This is a genomic window from Treponema sp., from assembly GCF_045641405.1.
Classification (GTDB): Bacteria; Spirochaetota; Spirochaetia; order Treponematales; family Treponemataceae; genus Treponema_D.
This window is the reverse complement of sequence record NZ_JAZUGX010000001.1, coordinates 71567-87217: the sequence shown is the minus strand read 5'-3', so window position 1 is coordinate 87217 and position 15651 is coordinate 71567. Positions and strand designations below refer to the sequence as shown.

Here is a 15651-nt window from a genome sequence, read left to right as displayed (position 1 = left end):
AATATGAATATCAAGGATATTTTTTCAAAGGTAAAAATTGAGTTTTCGGAATTCACTGACAGCTTTCTCAAGGGTGGAAAGACTTCTGTTGTCACGGCAATCGTTTCCCTTGTGATTACTTTTGCTGCTTGTCTTGCAGTTTTCTTTGCATCTGTCCAGGGAGCGGAAAAAGTTCTTGTTCCTGATGTTGTTGGAGAAAGCCTTACCGATGCTCTTCTCAAGATGCAGGCTAAGGAACTCTATCCGAAGATACAGCTTAAGTATTCCGACTTTCCTGGTGACAAGGGTACAATCCTTGAGCAGAATCCAAAGGCTGGTGCGATCGTAAAGGCATACCGCCGCGTTACTCTTACAGTAAGCCGTGGAATTGCGATTGATTTCATTGAAGACTATGTAGGAAAAAATGCCGATGAGGTACGTAATTCACTGGATCTTCTTTTCAGCGGTTCCGATTCTCTTGTTGAAGTTTCACCATTCGTATATGTAAAGGATGAAAGTACGCCAGGTACAATCATTGCACAGTATCCAGAAGCAGGAACTTCACTTTCCGAAAAGATAAGGCTTCAGTTTGTCGTAAGCTGCGGAACGGAGACAGAAAAAGTCGACATGCCTAAGCTGGAAGGTCTTAACATCGAGCAGCTTCTTTCTGTCATGGGAGAACATAAGATCATAGTTGATCTTGATGTAAAGGAAGATGAAGGAGCTCCTGCAAAGGGAAATGTCGGTGATGTTGAAAAGACCAAGGATGAAGTTGAAGCTTATACAAGGGTCAAGGCAATTCTCGAAGTCAAGCCTCGTGGAGAAAAGGATGAGATGGTTCAGGGCGTGTTCTCCTGCGACCTTACAGATTATCCATTCCCAGTTCCTTATGTCCTTGAGGCAAAGGGGTCTGATGGAAAAACAACAGTTCTTCTTTCTGCCAACCATTTAGGAAAGAAATTCACGGCACCATACAATGTAAAGAAAAACACCACCCTCATCCTGTCTGTCATGGGTGTTGAAACAGCAAAGGTTGTTGTCGAATAAAAGTGGAACTATAGAACCAGATGCTAAAGAAGTATCTGACAGTTTTTGATTGAAGAATTATGGCGGGCATATACAAAAAGAACTTTGTATGTGCCCTTTGTTTTTTCAGGTTCTTCGGCAAAAGGATTTACGGTGAATTCATCATACTCTGAGAATGCAAATTCAATCCTGCTGTCGAATCTGTTTTCATGCTGGACCATTGCTTCCAGGTGTTCTTTTTTGCTGTATCTATGTTCAAGCCATTTTGGAAAGCTGCTTGTCTTTCCCATCTTAAGGAAATCAAATTTCAACAGTTCCATGATGACAGGATCCTGTTTTGAATGCTCGGCAAGCCAATTGAACCACCATATGGTTTTCCTTGCTGAATCAAGGGAACCGTCATTACGGGCAATTTCTGCTGCGTTGCATAAAAAGTTCCAGCTTCCTTGTTTCCGTAAGATGTAGTTCATTGTGGTTGAGAAAATTCCGCTGTTCCAATATGCATCGAGAATGACTTCCACATCCTTAAGAAAAAGAATTTCTTTGTATGAAAGATAGGGGGTGGAAAGAACTTCGTAGGGGGCATTGTCGGTCCACTGCCATCCGTTCTTCTTTGCGTAGCCTTCCATGCTGGTACCGTGAAGAACCTTGAGGAATCCAAGTTGAAGTGCGTCAGGCTTTAGTGTCATTACTTTTTCAAGAGAATTGCCAAAGGATTCAAGGTTTTCATATGGAAGCCCAGCAATCAGGTCAAGGTGTGTGTGGATGGTTTCTGGAATCTTACTGATGTTTTCAAAAAGCTTGACTGTTTCCTTTGAGCGTCCAACGGCTTCAAGTGTCCTTTGGTTGCAAGATTGGATTCCGATTTCAAACTGCATGATGTTTTCTGGTACTGTCTGAAGAATGGATAGTGCCTTGTCGCTAAGGAATTCCGCTTCTATTTCAAAATGGAACATGGTCTTGCCATTGAGGTTGTTCAATATGAAATTCCAGATGGCGATGTATCTTTCTTCCTTCAGGTTATAGGTTCGGTCAACAAACTTTACAAGGCTTACACCCGCATCAAGAAACTTCTTTAGATCGGCAAAAACCCTGTCAAGGGAATGAAATCTTACACGCTTGTCCATGGAGCTCATGCAGTATGAGCAGCTGAAAGGACATCCTCTGCTTGATTCGTAGTAATAGATTTTGTGTTCAGGATCATCAAAATCATCGTATGGAAATGGAATGTCATCAAGATTGCAGATTAGGTCACGGTTGCAAGTCCAGACTGCTTTTCCTTTTGAATCCCTGATCCAAAGTCCTCTAATGTCACAAAGATTCTTGCCTTCGGAAATCTCTTTTACGGTTTCTTCGCCTTCACCAGAGATTACAAAGTCCAGCTGGGGATGTTTTAAAAGCCAGAATTCCGCGTTGAATCCTGCTTCTGGTCCACCTGCTCCGATTACTATGCCTGGAAGAATTTTCTTTAGGTCGGGAATGATTTTCTGTATTATATCCGAATTCCAGATGTAGGTTGAAAAAAGAACCATGTCAGGAGTTCTTGCAGAAATGCCGCGGAGAATTTCCGTGAGCGGCATGTTTATTGTCCATTCTGCAAATTCAACATCAGGAGAATCTATGTACTTTGAAATTGAACGAACTGCTATGTTTGTGTGGTTGAATTTAGCGTTGACTGCGGCAAGGAGTATTTTCATGAGAGTGTTGTTCCATGAAGGCTTACTTCACCGCTGCTTAGATTTCTTGTTGTTCCGTCTGCAAGGGTGACGACAAGTTCTGCCCTGTCGGAAATTCCTTTCACTGTAGCTTCATATGCACTCCTGTCATCGCCAATTACAGGTGTCACCGTTACAGTTTTTCCGTTGAGTATGGATCTTTCCTTGTATTCATCGATAATGCGTTCATCAGAGCTAAGGATTTTCTTTATTTCCTTATAGCAGTTGGCAAGAAAATATGTCCTTGATGGAGTTTCGATGGATGGGATCGTTCCGTCAAGAATTCCGCCTGCCTTGTTCTTAAGCTCGCAGTCAAAGCTTTTGTCTGTCCTGATGTTGATTCCAATGCCAATTATGCAGCCTTCGATTCGGCCTGAAGTTTGATTGAATATTCCTTCCGTAAGGATTCCGCAGACTTTCTTGTGATTGCAGTAAATGTCATTTACCCATTTTATCCGACATGGCACGTTGAAGGTTTTTTCAATGGCCCTGCAAACACCGACACATGCGGAGACTGTTGCAAGGGCAGGGTCGGTAATTCCTCCCTTCTTGACGTAGGAAATGCTGAAATATATTCCACTTGAAATGGGAGAAATGAATGTTCTACCCATCCTTCCTCTACCTTTTGTCTGGCTTTCCGCAGCCTTGAGTGAAAAATTGAATCTGCTTCCGTTGGAAGTAAGACAGCCATGTTCATCGAGCAAAGGCAAAAATCTGTCTGCTTCATTCATAAGAAAAGTGTTTGTGCTGTCAATGGATTCGACCAATGAAATTTTCCCTTCGATTTCTTGGACCTGTTCATGAGAAAAATTGCTTAGGAATTCCTTGCTTGAGAAAATGTCGTTCAATTATTTTTTCCAAGGACGCTGAAGTTTTCAATTTCGCTGCAGAAGCAGATACCGCTGCCTGGTTGTGAAAGGCAAGGCAAGGTCTTGATGGCATCAAGGACGGCATCCTTTTTTTCTTCAGAAACCACAATCTGGAGCATTTCTTTTTCTGGAACGATGTTGACTCCAAAGAATTTCTCATCATCTTCTTTTGCAGTTCCTCTTGCGTTTAGGACAGTTCCTCCTCCAGCTCCTGCATTTCTTGCTGCTGCCATGGCATCGTCCGCAAATCCTCTGTTCAGGATGACTGTGATTAACTGCTGTTTTTTGTTTCCATTCATAACTGGTTTATCTCCTGTGATGTTTCCCGCCTTCAACAGCTGTCCAGCATTGGTTGAATAGGCGATGCCAAAATTCTTTTTTTCTTCTGAAACGGAATCTACGATCGCAGAAAAGATTCCATTGCATTTTTCAGATTCAGTAAGGATCATCATTACATCAAGGCTTGTTTCCCCAAGTCCAAGAAAGTCCAGGAATTTGTTTGCGCTGATTCCACGGCCTGTAAGGACAGTTCCTCCCCAAGAGCCTGCTTTTTGAGCTGCTTCTGAAACTGAGTTGCATCTGTTGTGGGGAACGATGGCTGTTATCAGTTTGAATGTATTCATGTTGCTGCCTCCTTTGTCTTGAGCTTAAAGATGATTCCAAGAATCTGTATTGCAATCAACGGTGTCATTGCTACAAGGGCAATTACACCAAAAGCATTGGTTTCCGCAAATGAATAGCTTGAAGCACATCCAAGAGTGAAGGAAAGTATGAAGGTGCTTGTCATTGGACCTGATGCTACTCCTCCAGAGTCAAAGGCGATGCCAGTAAATAGCGGCGGACAGAAAAAAGTCAGTATGAGTGCCAGAGCGTATCCTGGAATAAGGATGTACCAAAGGCTGAATCCATGGATGATTTTAAGGATGCTGAGTCCTATGGAAAGGGCGACTCCAAGAGAAAGGGAAGTGAGCATGATTTTTCTTTTTATCGCACCGCCACTTGCTTCTTCTACCTGCTGGGTAAGTACCCATACGGCAGGCTCTGCGCAGACGGTAATGGCACCGAAGACAAAGGCAACTGCAACGACAAGAAAAATCCAGAAGCCACCCTTGCAGGAGGCGAGCATTCCAAGGGATTCTCCAAGCTTCTGTCCTGCAGGCATGAAGCCTCCCTCTGCTCCCAAAAGGAAAAGAACGAGTCCTACGAAACAGTAGACTACACCGTTGAACATTTTTCTAAGCTGGACAGGTGGCATCTTGAGAAGAAAGATCTGAAAGAAAATGAACATGACAAGAAGAGGTAAGAGGGATTTAAAGACATCCCCAAGAATCGTTGGAAGGATGGACATGAAAACACCCATACCTTCTGGAAGAGAATGAGTTGCTTCTGTCATGTTGGCTGCATCATTTCCATTCTGGCTGCTGTACATGTTTAGGATGATTCCATAGAAGCAGACCGCAGCTATAGGACCGATGCTTGCAATGCCAGTCAAGCCAAAGGCGCTGTCATCTTCTGAGCCTTTTTTTTCTCCTCCAGCACGAACGGAAGCAACACCCATTCCCAATGCCATGATGAATGGAACAGTCATAGGTCCTGTTGTTGCCCCACCTGCATCAAAGGCTGCTCCCTGAAGATTTTCTGGACAAAAAAAAGCAAGGGTAAAGAGAGCTAGGTAAGAAACTATTAGCACTCCTCTAAGCCTTAAGGAAAGAACTGTTCGGCAAAGTCCAAGGGTAACGAAGGATCCTACACCAAGGGCAATCATTATGACAAGGGACCATTTGTTGACGCTGGTTGAAAGATTTCCTATCTGTGTGGCAAGAACCTGTACATCAGGCTCTGCAATTGTAATCATGAAACCGATGATGAATGAAACTGAAAGCAGAAGCTTAAGGTTGCGCTTTGATGTAAGGGCTGCACCGCTGCGTTCTCCGATGGGCAGAATACCGATGTCGACACCGATAAGAAAGAAGGTCAGTCCTATGATCACCATGAGTCCGCCCAAAAGGAATCTAAGGATAAGTCCAGCGGAAAAAGGAACAGCCGTCATGGAAAGGATAAGGACGATCGCCATTATGGGCAGGACAGAGTACAAGGTTTCCTTGAATTTCTCAAATATGTTCATGTTTAAGCACCTGGAAAGAATTTACATAATGAATCCATAAAATACAGGCATAGGTCCAGCAAATGTCTAGAACATGTCTGATTCTGAATCGATATCCTCAATCACCTCATCATCTGCTTCTAGGATGAAACCTGCTTCAAGCATTTTTGATGTGCAGAAGACATAGTGGTCCATGAGATGCTTGTGGTTCTTTCTTGCAAAATCAAGCTCACATTTCTTGACTGCGGCTTCCTGGATCTTGAATTCCTCTGCAAGACCTGAAAGACCAACTGTGCGTGAAGTGCTCTTGAGGGAATGCAGACGTTGTCTGTAGTTTTCCCATTCGCATTCATCAAAGAACATCTTGATCTCTTCTGCATGGTTGTTTGTGCAGTATTCGCTTATGATTTCGATGCAGAAGTCTTCGCTTTCATCGCAGTAACTTAGAGCGGTCTCGTAGTCAAACTCAGGAAGCATGTTCTTAAGCCGTGAAATCTTTTCACCGCAAGGAATGTCTTCTTTTCCTGTCTTGAGGAAAACCTTCTGCTGTGGAAGATATCGGATGAGCATTTTTTCAAGGTTGTTGCCGTCGATAGGCTTTGAAATGTAATCCTTGAAACCTGCGCGGATGTATTTTTCGCGGACACCTGCAAGGGCATCTGCAGTAAGGACGATGATAGGCGTCTTGTTGTTAGGGGTATCCATGCTGCGAAGCTTTTCCAATGTCTGGATACCGTCCATTTCTGGCATCATGTAGTCCATGAAGATGATGTCGTAGTGCTTTTCCGATGCGCGTTCAATGGCTGCAGCACCGCTTTCCACGAGATCGATCTTCATCTTTGTTTCTTTCAGGAGATTTTCAAAAACGATGAGGTTGAGCTCAACGTCGTCGACTGCGAGAACATCAACATCGGGAGCTTCAAAACTCTGGTGATAAACCTTGATTTCCTTTTCCTTCTGCTTGCCCTTTGGTGAAACTTCTCCGACTGGTGTCGCATCGAATACTTTTTGTGGAACGGTTATTATGAATTCCGATCCCTTTCCGTATTCACTCTTTACTTCAATCTTTCCGCCCATAAGGTCACAGAGCTGTTTTGAAATGCTCAAGCCGAGACCTGTACCTTCAATATTTCTGTTTCTCTGGAGGTCAAAGCGTTCGAATTTCTTGAACATCTTTGCGCGGTTCTCTTCCTTGATGCCGATACCAGTATCTTTAACGGAGAAAATCAATTTTGCTTCATCACCAGAAACTGATCCAAGGATGAAGAAATCGACGTTTCCTTTTTCAGTATATTTGCAGGCGTTTGTAAGGAAGTTGATGAGGATCTGTCTCAGGTGCGAGAAGTCTCCGATAAGTCCCTGTGGAAGGTTTTCGTTGCAGAAGATAGAACCGCGGAGTCCTTTTTTTTCAAGGCGCTCTGCAACCATGCCGTAGCTGCCCAGGATAAGGTCCTGAAGCTTGTATTCTTCTTCCTTGATCTCAAGTTTTCCAGATTCAATCTTTGAAAGATCGAGAACGTCGTTTACGAGGGAAAGAAGGGCATTGCTTGAAGTCTGAACCGCAGAAGCATATTCCAGGATGTTCTTGTCCTTGCATTCTCGTAGAATCATTTCATTCATACCGAGGATCGCATTGATAGGAGTACGGATTTCGTGGGACATGTTTGAAAGGAAGTCCGATTTTGCATGATTTGCGTTTTCAGCTTTAAGCTCGGAGTCCTTAAGGTCTTCATTTGCCTTCTTTATGGTTTCAACGGCGTGCTTGTTGATTCTGTTCTGGAATTTGATGATGCAACCGATGACGATGGATGAAAGCAAAAGACTCTGGACGACATCGATTGTCCTGATTTTCTCTGATGAGAATGGCCTTACCAATTCAGGATAGCGGTAGGCGATTCCATAGCATAGAAAAATAACGATTACCTGGATGGAGAAAACCGCAAAGAACGGACCTCGTTCAAGAACGAGGAATGCAAAGATGATGGCAAGGAAGAACCACGAGGACATTCCACTGTCGATTCCACCGCCAAAGAAAAACATTATAGGGAATATTATGTCCCCCATGATGGTGATGCTGAGTATGGAAGCCAACTGGACCTTCTTTTTCCAGTTGGCAAGGTAAAAGAGTATTCCCAGAAAAATCATGCCTGTTATGCAGACACCGAATTGAATGAAGAGTGCAGCATCAGTAAGGGATATGAAGATGGAAAAAATTCCACCGATTGTTCCTGCAGGAATGATAATGTTGAAAAGCGTAAGCTGGGTCGGATTGTCATCCGACATAAGCTTGTTCTTTATGTCTTCCAGTGTAAATCTCATTTACGGCTCCAGATCATATCTGAAAACATCTCTCAATGCTTCTGCCAGTTCCTGTTTGAGGAATGGCTTGACCAGATAGTATTTAATTCCATTTTCTCTGGCACGGGTGATGGTCTCCTCGTTTTTGTCCGACGACATGAAGATCACGGGTGTCTTGTATTTTTCCTTGATCAATTCCAGGATCTTGAATCCGTCGCTGTCAGGCAGATAGATGTCAAGGATGATCAAGTCGTATTTATATTCTTCAAGAGCTTTTATACAGTGCTCACCTGTCTTTACGGAAGTAATTTCCAGCGTTCTGTCTTCGTCCAGCATGAACTCGACGAGCTTGACCGCAATTACATCGTCATCGACTACAAGTATTTTCTTGTTTACGTCGTCCTTCTGCTTGAGGGTAAAGTCCTTGTCCTCATCGATCATGTCTATCATGACCTGTGCAATATCTGGATCAAACTGCTTTCCCATCTGGTATTCGATCTCTGACCTGACGAACTTCTGTGGGAAAAGATTCCTGAAGCTTCTGCTCGAGGTCATTGCATCGTATGTATCTGCAACGGCAAGGATACGCGCAAATTCAGGAATGGATTTTCCTGAAAGTCCTTCTGGATACCCAGTACCGTCGTAATGCTCGTGGTGATATTTGGCGGCGGATTCTATGTTTCCATCGTCAGATATTCCGCTAAGCATTGAGAATGACATTATCGGATGAAGCCTAAGACATTCAAATTCCATGTCGGAAAGTTTTCCTTTCTTGGAAATTATCTTGTCTGGAATGCGTATCTTTCCTATGTCATGCAAAAGTCCTGCATGGTATATGTCGCGCTGATAGTCCTCGGACTTTCCCATGCGTCTTGCTATTTCCTTTGCGTAGGCAGCGACACGTCGTGAGTGTCCGCTCGTGTAGCTGTCCTTTGCTTCTATGGCATTGCTAAGTGCCATTACGGAGCGTTCCATGAGACGTTCATTTCTCTGGAAGCTCTTTTTTATCTCCTCCCTTTTCTGGTTATATGAAACACGAATTTTCCATATAGCAACAATTCCAAAAATGATCAGGAGGATGTTACATAAAAATAAAACCATGATTAAATTGAAATACATCTATGCCTTTTTTAAATTATATCTTGCTCATGAAAGAAGGAACTTTTCCACATCCTCAGGTGTTTCAAAAATCCAGTCCGCTTCTGCTTTTTCGAATTCTTCTCTGCTGCCGAATCCCCAAAGTATGCCTGCACATTTAATGCCGACAGCATGGGCCCCGATAACGTCGAATTTTCTATCGCCGATCAAAATACAATCTTCCTTTTTTTCAGAGAGGTTTTGAGTCTCCAGTACATATTCTACCACATCTTGCTTTGAGGTGCGACCCTTTTCGGAAATATCGCTTCCACCGATGAAATCAAATAATTCAAGCAGTCCCTTCCTTTCTATGATTTTTCTTGTGTAATATTCTGGCTTGCTTGTTGCGGTGAATATCTTTTTTCCCGATTTTCTCAGATTTGTGATCAGAGGAACTATACCTGTGTATATGTCACCGTTGTACATTCCTTCGACTGCGTAGTAATCCCTGTAGACCTTGATGGCATTTTCAACCTCCGCTTCCTGGAATCCCAGAAAGTCCCTGAAGCTGTCACGTATCGGTGGTCCTATCATGCGGTGATACTCAGAGCGAGGGTAGTCAAGTTTATAGTGTTCCACAACCCTGTCAAAGGAATCGTAGATCCCAGGGGAAGTGTCCATGATTGTGCCGTCAAAATCAAAGAGAATATTCTTAAACATTGCTGAGCCTCAGGAATTCCTTGTATGCCTTGTAGGCTTCCTCAATGTCGAATCTTGATGTGATTTCCCAAGGAGCGTGCATTGAAAGGACGGCAACGCCAGCGTCAAGGACATACATTCCGTATTTTGCAGCAAGGTATGCGATTGTTCCGCCGCCACCCTGGTCAACTTTTCCAAGTTCTGCAAGCTGGTATTTGATTTTGGCGTTGTCCAAAGCATTTCTCAGCATTGCGATGAATTCTGGATTCGCGTCGCTTGCCCCTGACTTTCCACGGCTGCCCGTGTACTTGTTGAATACGATTCCGCCACCAAGAAAAGAAGAATTTTTCTTGTCGTAGAGTCCTGCATTCATCGGGTCGTATGCTGAATTAACATCGCTTGAAAGCATGTAGCTGCTGTTAAGGCATCTTCTTAAGGTAAGGTCACTGTAGTCTCCGAGACGTGCAACAACTTCTGCCACTGCATTTTCCATGAAGTGGCTTGCCATGCCTGTTGCACCTACGCTGCCGATTTCTTCTTTGTCTACGCAAAGGCAGCAGAGTGTCTTGTCTGTCTTTTCTGTATCAAGGATTGCCTGTACCGAAGTGTATGCGCATGAACGGTCATCCTGTCCGTAGGCAAGGATAAGGCTCCTGTCAAAGCCAAGATCGCGTGGGGCACCTGCAGGAACAACTTCAAGTTCCGCTGAGTTGAAGTCTTTTTCTTCAAAACCGTATTTGTCCTTGAGGATCTTTAGGATGTTTTTCTTTGCTGATTCCTTTTCTTTTTTCTTGTCGTCCTCTGAGTTTTCGTTTTTTTCATTTTCATCTTCGCTGTCAACGATTCCACTTCCGCAGATGATGTCGAGGATTTCACCAGGAATGAATTCCCTTGCGTTTCCTTCCATCTGTTTCTGTGCAAGGTGAGGAAGAATGTCGCTGATGCAGAATACAGGATCATCGTCATTTTCACCAACATTGATGTTTACCGTTGTACCGTCCTTAAGGCAGACAACGCCGTGGAGGGCGAGAGGAATCGTAACCCACTGGTACTTTTTAATTCCTCCGTAGTAGTGGGTGTTGAGGTAAACTATGAAGTCGCTTTCGTAGAGTGGGTTCTGCTTTATGTCCAGGCGAGGGGAGTCGATGTGGGCACCGAGGATGTTCATTCCCTTTTCAATTGGCTCTGATCCGATGTGGAAGAGGGCGACAGACTTGTTCCATTTTGAAATGTAAACCTTGTCTCCAGCCTTGAGCTTTTCAACTTTATTTATGTCCTTGTATCCTTTTTCTTCTGCCAGGCGGATGATTTCGCTTGTGCATTCTCTTTCTGTCTTTCCGTTTTTCAGGAAGTTCTTGTAGTTTTCTACAACACTCATATTTTCCTCCAGATGATTTAATGACTTATTTTCAGTCGATAATTTTTATTTCCTTCAGCCAGTTTTTAAGGTCTTCGTTCCAGTGAGTTTCCTTCATGAACCAGCCGTTCTTCATTCCAAAACCGTGTCCGCCTTTTTCATAGACTGCAAAGTGGTGCGGAATGTTTTTTTCTGCCAGAGCATTTTCAAGGCGAACGGAATTTTCAAAGATGACAACGGGATCGTCACGGCAGGCAAGGATGTAAGTTGGAACCATGTCAGACGGGATATTGAGTTCCATTGAATATTCATCCTTAAGCTGCTGTGTGTATTCCTGATGCCCAAGAAGACTTCTTCTGGACCATCTATGGCATATGTCGTCCTGCATTGTAACCACAGGATAAATCGGCATTACGAAATTGGGGCGGAGTGAAACTTCTGTATGCACGCCAAGCTTTTCAAGTTCATTTCTTGATCCGCCATAGACTCCTGCCATAGTGACAAGGTGACCGCCTGCAGAATAACCGATGGCTCCGATTTTATCTATGTCGATTCCGTAAACATCAGCATTTTCCCTGATGTATTTGATTGCCATTTCAATATCTTCAAGCATTTCCGGATGATGGTGGCAGTTGTAGGCAACCCGATACTGAAGTACAAAGGGAACGACTCCTATGCTGTCAAACCATTTTGCGCTTGCAAATCCTTCATGGGGCATTCCAAGATGATGGTAGCTTCCGCCTGGACAGATTACTACTGCCGCTTTTTTTGTTTCGCCTTGTCCTGTTTTTTTCGGGGCAAAGAGAATTGTGTCGCGGACATTCACTTCCATGCCTTTTATATTCTGCCAAAGATAGATTTTGCTGTACTTTGATCTTTCTCCGCAGAATCCCAGAGCCGCAAATGAGAATAAAATTGATAATATTAGAAGAGATTTTTTCATCTATCTATATTGTAACGAAAAATCTGGCAATAAACAAAGGTTGCCCCTTTGATAATGTGGCAAAAAAAAATACAATGGAAGAATGAAAAAGATTCTTTTGTTCATTGGGTGTATGTTTTTTTGTTCCGTTGCATTTGCCAAGGTCGGTTGCGGTGTGCAAGGGGGCGTAAAGTTCAGTCCGTCACCTGATGGCAGTGCAGGAATCACCATCCGTTCTGAATATACTCCGTGGGGAATTTCCGCTTCCTATAACTTCAAGGAAAAATCTGCAGATCTTGTTCTTGACAACTGGTGGGTCTATAAAAAAATGAATTCCAATATAAACTGGTTTGCCCTTTGGGGAATGTCCTTTGGTGGAAGAATTGAAAATGAATCCTATGCAGAAACAGGTGCCCGCGTTGGAATTGGAATCAATGCCTTCTGCTTTGAAAGCCGTTGCCTTGAATTCTACACCCATGCGGCATGGAATCCTTCGGTGGGAGTGAACTATGACAGGGATGATGAAAAAATCAGTATACGTTTTGTTCCTGCCTGCTTCCCGATAAATGCAGGCATAAGGGTCTGGCTATAGCTTTTTAACTACATCAAGAACGAATTCCTGACACAGCTGCCCAGTCGTGCGTTCGTATTCTTCACCGGGATGCTGCTCTGAATTTGAAATTATTCTTATGGTCAATGAGGGAATGTTGAATCTGTTTGCTATCTGAGTTGCGGCATAGCTTTCCATTTCTTCACAGGTTGAACCGTAAGTTTCTACAAGATGATTTATGCGGTCCATTTCCATGTTCCAGTTGTTGCTTGAAGAAATCGTTCCCTTTACAAGGTTTCCGTTTTTGTATTCGGTTGCCATGGCAAGATCAACAAGGCTGCTGTTGCTGTAGAGGCATGGCACATCCTTTTCTTTTTCATCGCCTTCAAAAAGGTCCCAGTCCTTTATTTCCCATTCGGTCGGATGAATGCCTTCGCCTTTTCCATATCTGTTGGTTTTGAACGAAGAAATGTTCACGAGCCGTTCCCCGATCACGATGTCCTTTTTGTGAAGAAGAGGATCATGACCGCCAGCAGTTCCCTGGCTTATGATGCAGTCAGGAGAAAAGTTGAGTATTCCTATTGCTGTTGCTGCCGCTGAATTTTCCATCCCGGTGAAAGTCCTGCAGACTATGATTTTTTTTCCGCTGAAATTTCCTTCGAAAAAAGGATAGCCTCCGATTTCAGTTTTCTTTACATCTGAAAGCTTTGAAACCATGTACTCAGTTTCTACATTCATTGCGCCAAAAATCAAAATGCTTTTAATTGAAGAAGGGAAGTTTGAATTACTCATGTTTTCCATTATAATGAAATGAGTTTTTATGGACACCCCTGAAAGCTAAGTTTTAATTTTACAGTAAGGAAGAAGCAGCATGATTTTTTCAAACATAAAGATGCTCGATGAGAATTTCAAGGTTCTTGAAAATATGTTTGTCCAGACAAAGGATGAAAAGATTTCCTATATCGGTACAACCATGCCGGAAAAAACTTCGGCAGAGGAAGAAATTTATGACGGAAAAGGAAAGTTCCTCATGAACGGTTTCTTCAACACCCACTGCCATGTTCCAATGACAATTCTCCGCGGCTATGGTGAAGGGCTTTCGTTGCAGGACTGGCTCTTTACAAAGATCTTTCCATTTGAGGCAAAGCTTACGGCTGAAGATATTTACTGGACAACAAAGCTCGGTGCCATGGAACTTATTGCCAGTGGCTGTGCAAGCATCAGCGACATGTATTTCCGTATTGAAGATGAAGCAAAGGCTCTTGATGAATGTGGAATGAAGGCAAACATCTGTAACGGTGTTACTTCTTTTGATCCGAACGAAGACCTTGCAAACAACCGTGGCTGGAATGAGACATGGGCTCTTCTTGATTCTGTTAAGAACGGAAAGTTCAGCAGCCGCATCAAGGTGGATATGGGACTTCATGCTGAATACACAAACAACGACCGCGTTGCAAAAATCATAGCTGAGGAAGCAAAGAAAGCAGGTCTCAACATTCACGCCCATCTTTCAGAAACGGAAAAGGAACAGACTGAATGTAAGGAACGACATGAAGGAAAGACCCCTGCCGAGTTCATGGAAAATGCAGGTGTCCTTGAAAGTCAGTGTCAGTTTGCCCACTGCGTTTATGTAACCGAAGAAGACGAGGAGCTTTTGAAGAAGGCTGGTTCTTTCCTAGTTCACAATCCTTCAAGCAACCTTAAGCTTGGCAGCGGCATTGCTCCTGTAAAGCGTTGGGTGGAAAAGGGACTCAAGGTCTGCATAGGAACTGATGGTGCTTCAAGCAACAACAATCTGGATATGATGGAAGAAATCCATGTTGCCGCCCTTCTTTGCCGCGGTGCAACAAAAGATGCCAATGCGGTTTCTGCAGCAGACATTGTTAAGATGGCAACTGTAAACGGTGCCCTTGCCCAGGGAAGAAAAGACTGCGGTGCAATCAAAGTTGGCAACAAGGCGGACATGATTGTCTTTGACCTTATGACACCAAACATGCAGCCGGATTTTGACACTCTTGCCAACGTTGTTTTCAGTGCACAGAGTTCAAACATTGTGATGAACATGATTGACGGCCGAGTAGTTTACCGCGACGGAAACTTTGCCTTCATCAACAAGGAAGAAGTCTACAAAGAAGTCAATGAAAGACTTGGACGCATCATAAAGGAACTTGCAAACTAAACGTTGTTGACCGTCCGTGTAAGCGGATGGTCTTTTTTGTATTGGTCCGCTGCGTTGTGGATGGATTCTGAGCATTTCTGTGTAATTCTCTTTGCGGCGATAGGATCTGTCAGCTCCGCATATTCAGATATGTCGATTTCAGGAAGCATGATCAAATGGTAGATCAGCTGCTCGACAGGATTGAAGGACCAGAAAGGATTGCTTTTCCCAAGTCCGAATTTATCGCTGCCTGCAATGAGGACTGGAATTATGTTTGCGCCCGTTGCCCTTGCGATTCTTGCGGCACCTTTCTTGAAGTTGTTCTGCCCATGGCGAGGTGTTCGGGTTCCTTCTGGAAAAATGATTACGTTGCTTCCAAGATCAAGGCTTTCCTTGCACCGCCTGCAGAGTTCATCAAAATCCAAAGAGTTGATTATGTAGCAGGCCTTTATCACTCCGCCAAGAACACCCTTAGCATATTTTTCGCCTGCTATGACAGTGGCGTTTGGAATCAGGGCGATGAGTACTACGGTATCAAGTATTGATGGATGGTTTGCGACAACGATGCGTGAATGCATGTTGCGGAATTCTTCCCTGGAATCCGTAAGTAATTTTGCGATGCCCGAAATTTTCAGAAGGAACATGAAGAACCTGAAGGTTGCGGAGACAAACCTTTGTGCGGTGCAGCGGAACCTATCCTTGGAGTGTATGAAAATCTTGAAGGCAGGAAAGACGATGGCGGCAAGGATCACTGCCCCGAAACCGATGAAGAAGATCCAGAAAAGCTTCATGAAGGCACGGTAAGTGTATGCAATCCAGTTTGAGACTTTAGGCAAATCACGCCAGTTGTATTTTTCGTCGAATTCTTCTTTTGAAAGTTTTTCAGCTGCCATTGAA

Annotated in this window: 14 protein-coding genes; 3 read left to right on the top strand and 11 right to left on the bottom strand. The window is 43.6% G+C overall.

Annotated features, from left to right (window positions below):
- The first annotated feature begins 3 nt into the window (after positions 1–3).
- Positions 4–1026: a PASTA domain-containing protein gene (locus tag ACKI39_RS00320; RefSeq protein ID WP_407396508.1), complete on the top strand. Its 1023-nt coding sequence runs from the start codon at positions 4–6 to the stop codon at positions 1024–1026.
- A gap of 23 nt (positions 1027–1049) precedes the next feature.
- Here ACKI39_RS00320 and ACKI39_RS00315 read toward each other — a convergent pair whose 3' ends face one another.
- The 9 genes from ACKI39_RS00315 to ACKI39_RS00275 all read right to left on the bottom strand — a co-directional run bounded on the left by ACKI39_RS00315 (position 1050) and on the right by ACKI39_RS00275 (position 12067).
- The gene (locus ACKI39_RS00315; protein ID WP_407396506.1) at positions 1050–2702 is read right to left on the bottom strand and encodes a B12-binding domain-containing radical SAM protein; all 1653 of its coding nucleotides are present in this window, start codon (positions 2700–2702) and stop codon (positions 1050–1052) included.
- Positions 2699–3568 (bottom strand): biotin--[acetyl-CoA-carboxylase] ligase, encoded by an 870-nt coding sequence (locus tag ACKI39_RS00310; protein ID WP_407396504.1) that lies wholly within the window; start codon positions 3566–3568, stop codon positions 2699–2701. The genes ACKI39_RS00315 and ACKI39_RS00310 overlap by 4 nt, the downstream gene beginning before the upstream one ends.
- Positions 3565–4212 (bottom strand): P-II family nitrogen regulator, encoded by a 648-nt coding sequence (locus tag ACKI39_RS00305; protein WP_407396502.1) that lies wholly within the window; start codon positions 4210–4212, stop codon positions 3565–3567. The genes ACKI39_RS00310 and ACKI39_RS00305 overlap by 4 nt, the downstream gene beginning before the upstream one ends.
- Positions 4209–5714: a DUF1538 domain-containing protein gene (locus tag ACKI39_RS00300; protein WP_407396500.1), complete on the bottom strand. Its 1506-nt coding sequence runs from the start codon at positions 5712–5714 to the stop codon at positions 4209–4211. Before ACKI39_RS00300 ends, ACKI39_RS00305 begins: the two co-directional genes overlap by 4 nt.
- A 66-nt stretch (positions 5715–5780) precedes the next feature.
- Positions 5781–8012, bottom strand: coding sequence for an ATP-binding protein (locus ACKI39_RS00295; RefSeq protein WP_407396498.1), 2232 nt, complete (start codon positions 8010–8012; stop codon positions 5781–5783).
- Entirely contained in the window at positions 8013–9092 is a 1080-nt protein-coding gene (locus tag ACKI39_RS00290) for an HD domain-containing phosphohydrolase (protein WP_407396496.1), read from the bottom strand.
- 45 nt (positions 9093–9137) lie between these two features.
- Positions 9138–9788, bottom strand: coding sequence for an HAD hydrolase-like protein (locus ACKI39_RS00285; RefSeq protein ID WP_407396494.1), 651 nt, complete (start codon positions 9786–9788; stop codon positions 9138–9140).
- The gene (locus ACKI39_RS00280) at positions 9781–11157 is read right to left on the bottom strand and encodes an aminopeptidase (protein ID WP_407396546.1); all 1377 of its coding nucleotides are present in this window, start codon (positions 11155–11157) and stop codon (positions 9781–9783) included. The genes ACKI39_RS00285 and ACKI39_RS00280 overlap by 8 nt, the downstream gene beginning before the upstream one ends.
- Positions 11158–11176: 19 nt before the next feature.
- On the bottom strand, positions 11177–12067 hold the full coding sequence (locus tag ACKI39_RS00275; protein WP_407396492.1) for an alpha/beta hydrolase: 891 nt from the start codon (positions 12065–12067) through the stop codon (positions 11177–11179).
- An 82-nt stretch (positions 12068–12149) separates the two neighbouring features.
- Here ACKI39_RS00275 and ACKI39_RS00270 point away from each other — a divergent pair, with 82 nt between their 5' ends.
- Positions 12150–12638, top strand: a complete 489-nt coding sequence (locus ACKI39_RS00270) for a hypothetical protein (protein ID WP_407396490.1) — start codon at positions 12150–12152, stop codon at positions 12636–12638.
- On the opposite strand, the gene ACKI39_RS00265 is transcribed toward ACKI39_RS00270, so the two are convergent.
- On the bottom strand, positions 12633–13388 hold the full coding sequence (locus ACKI39_RS00265) for a 5'-methylthioadenosine/S-adenosylhomocysteine nucleosidase (RefSeq protein WP_318691140.1): 756 nt from the start codon (positions 13386–13388) through the stop codon (positions 12633–12635). The two genes, ACKI39_RS00270 and ACKI39_RS00265, sit on opposite strands and share 6 nt — an antisense overlap.
- Positions 13389–13467: 79 nt before the next feature.
- Between ACKI39_RS00265 and ACKI39_RS00260 the strand changes: the two genes are divergently transcribed.
- Positions 13468–14775: an amidohydrolase gene (locus ACKI39_RS00260; RefSeq protein ID WP_407396488.1), complete on the top strand. Its 1308-nt coding sequence runs from the start codon at positions 13468–13470 to the stop codon at positions 14773–14775.
- On the opposite strand, the gene ACKI39_RS00255 is transcribed toward ACKI39_RS00260, so the two are convergent.
- On the bottom strand, positions 14772–15647 hold the full coding sequence (locus ACKI39_RS00255) for a lysophospholipid acyltransferase family protein (protein WP_407396486.1): 876 nt from the start codon (positions 15645–15647) through the stop codon (positions 14772–14774). The genes ACKI39_RS00260 and ACKI39_RS00255 overlap by 4 nt on opposite strands.
- Positions 15648–15651: the final 4 nt, after the last annotated feature.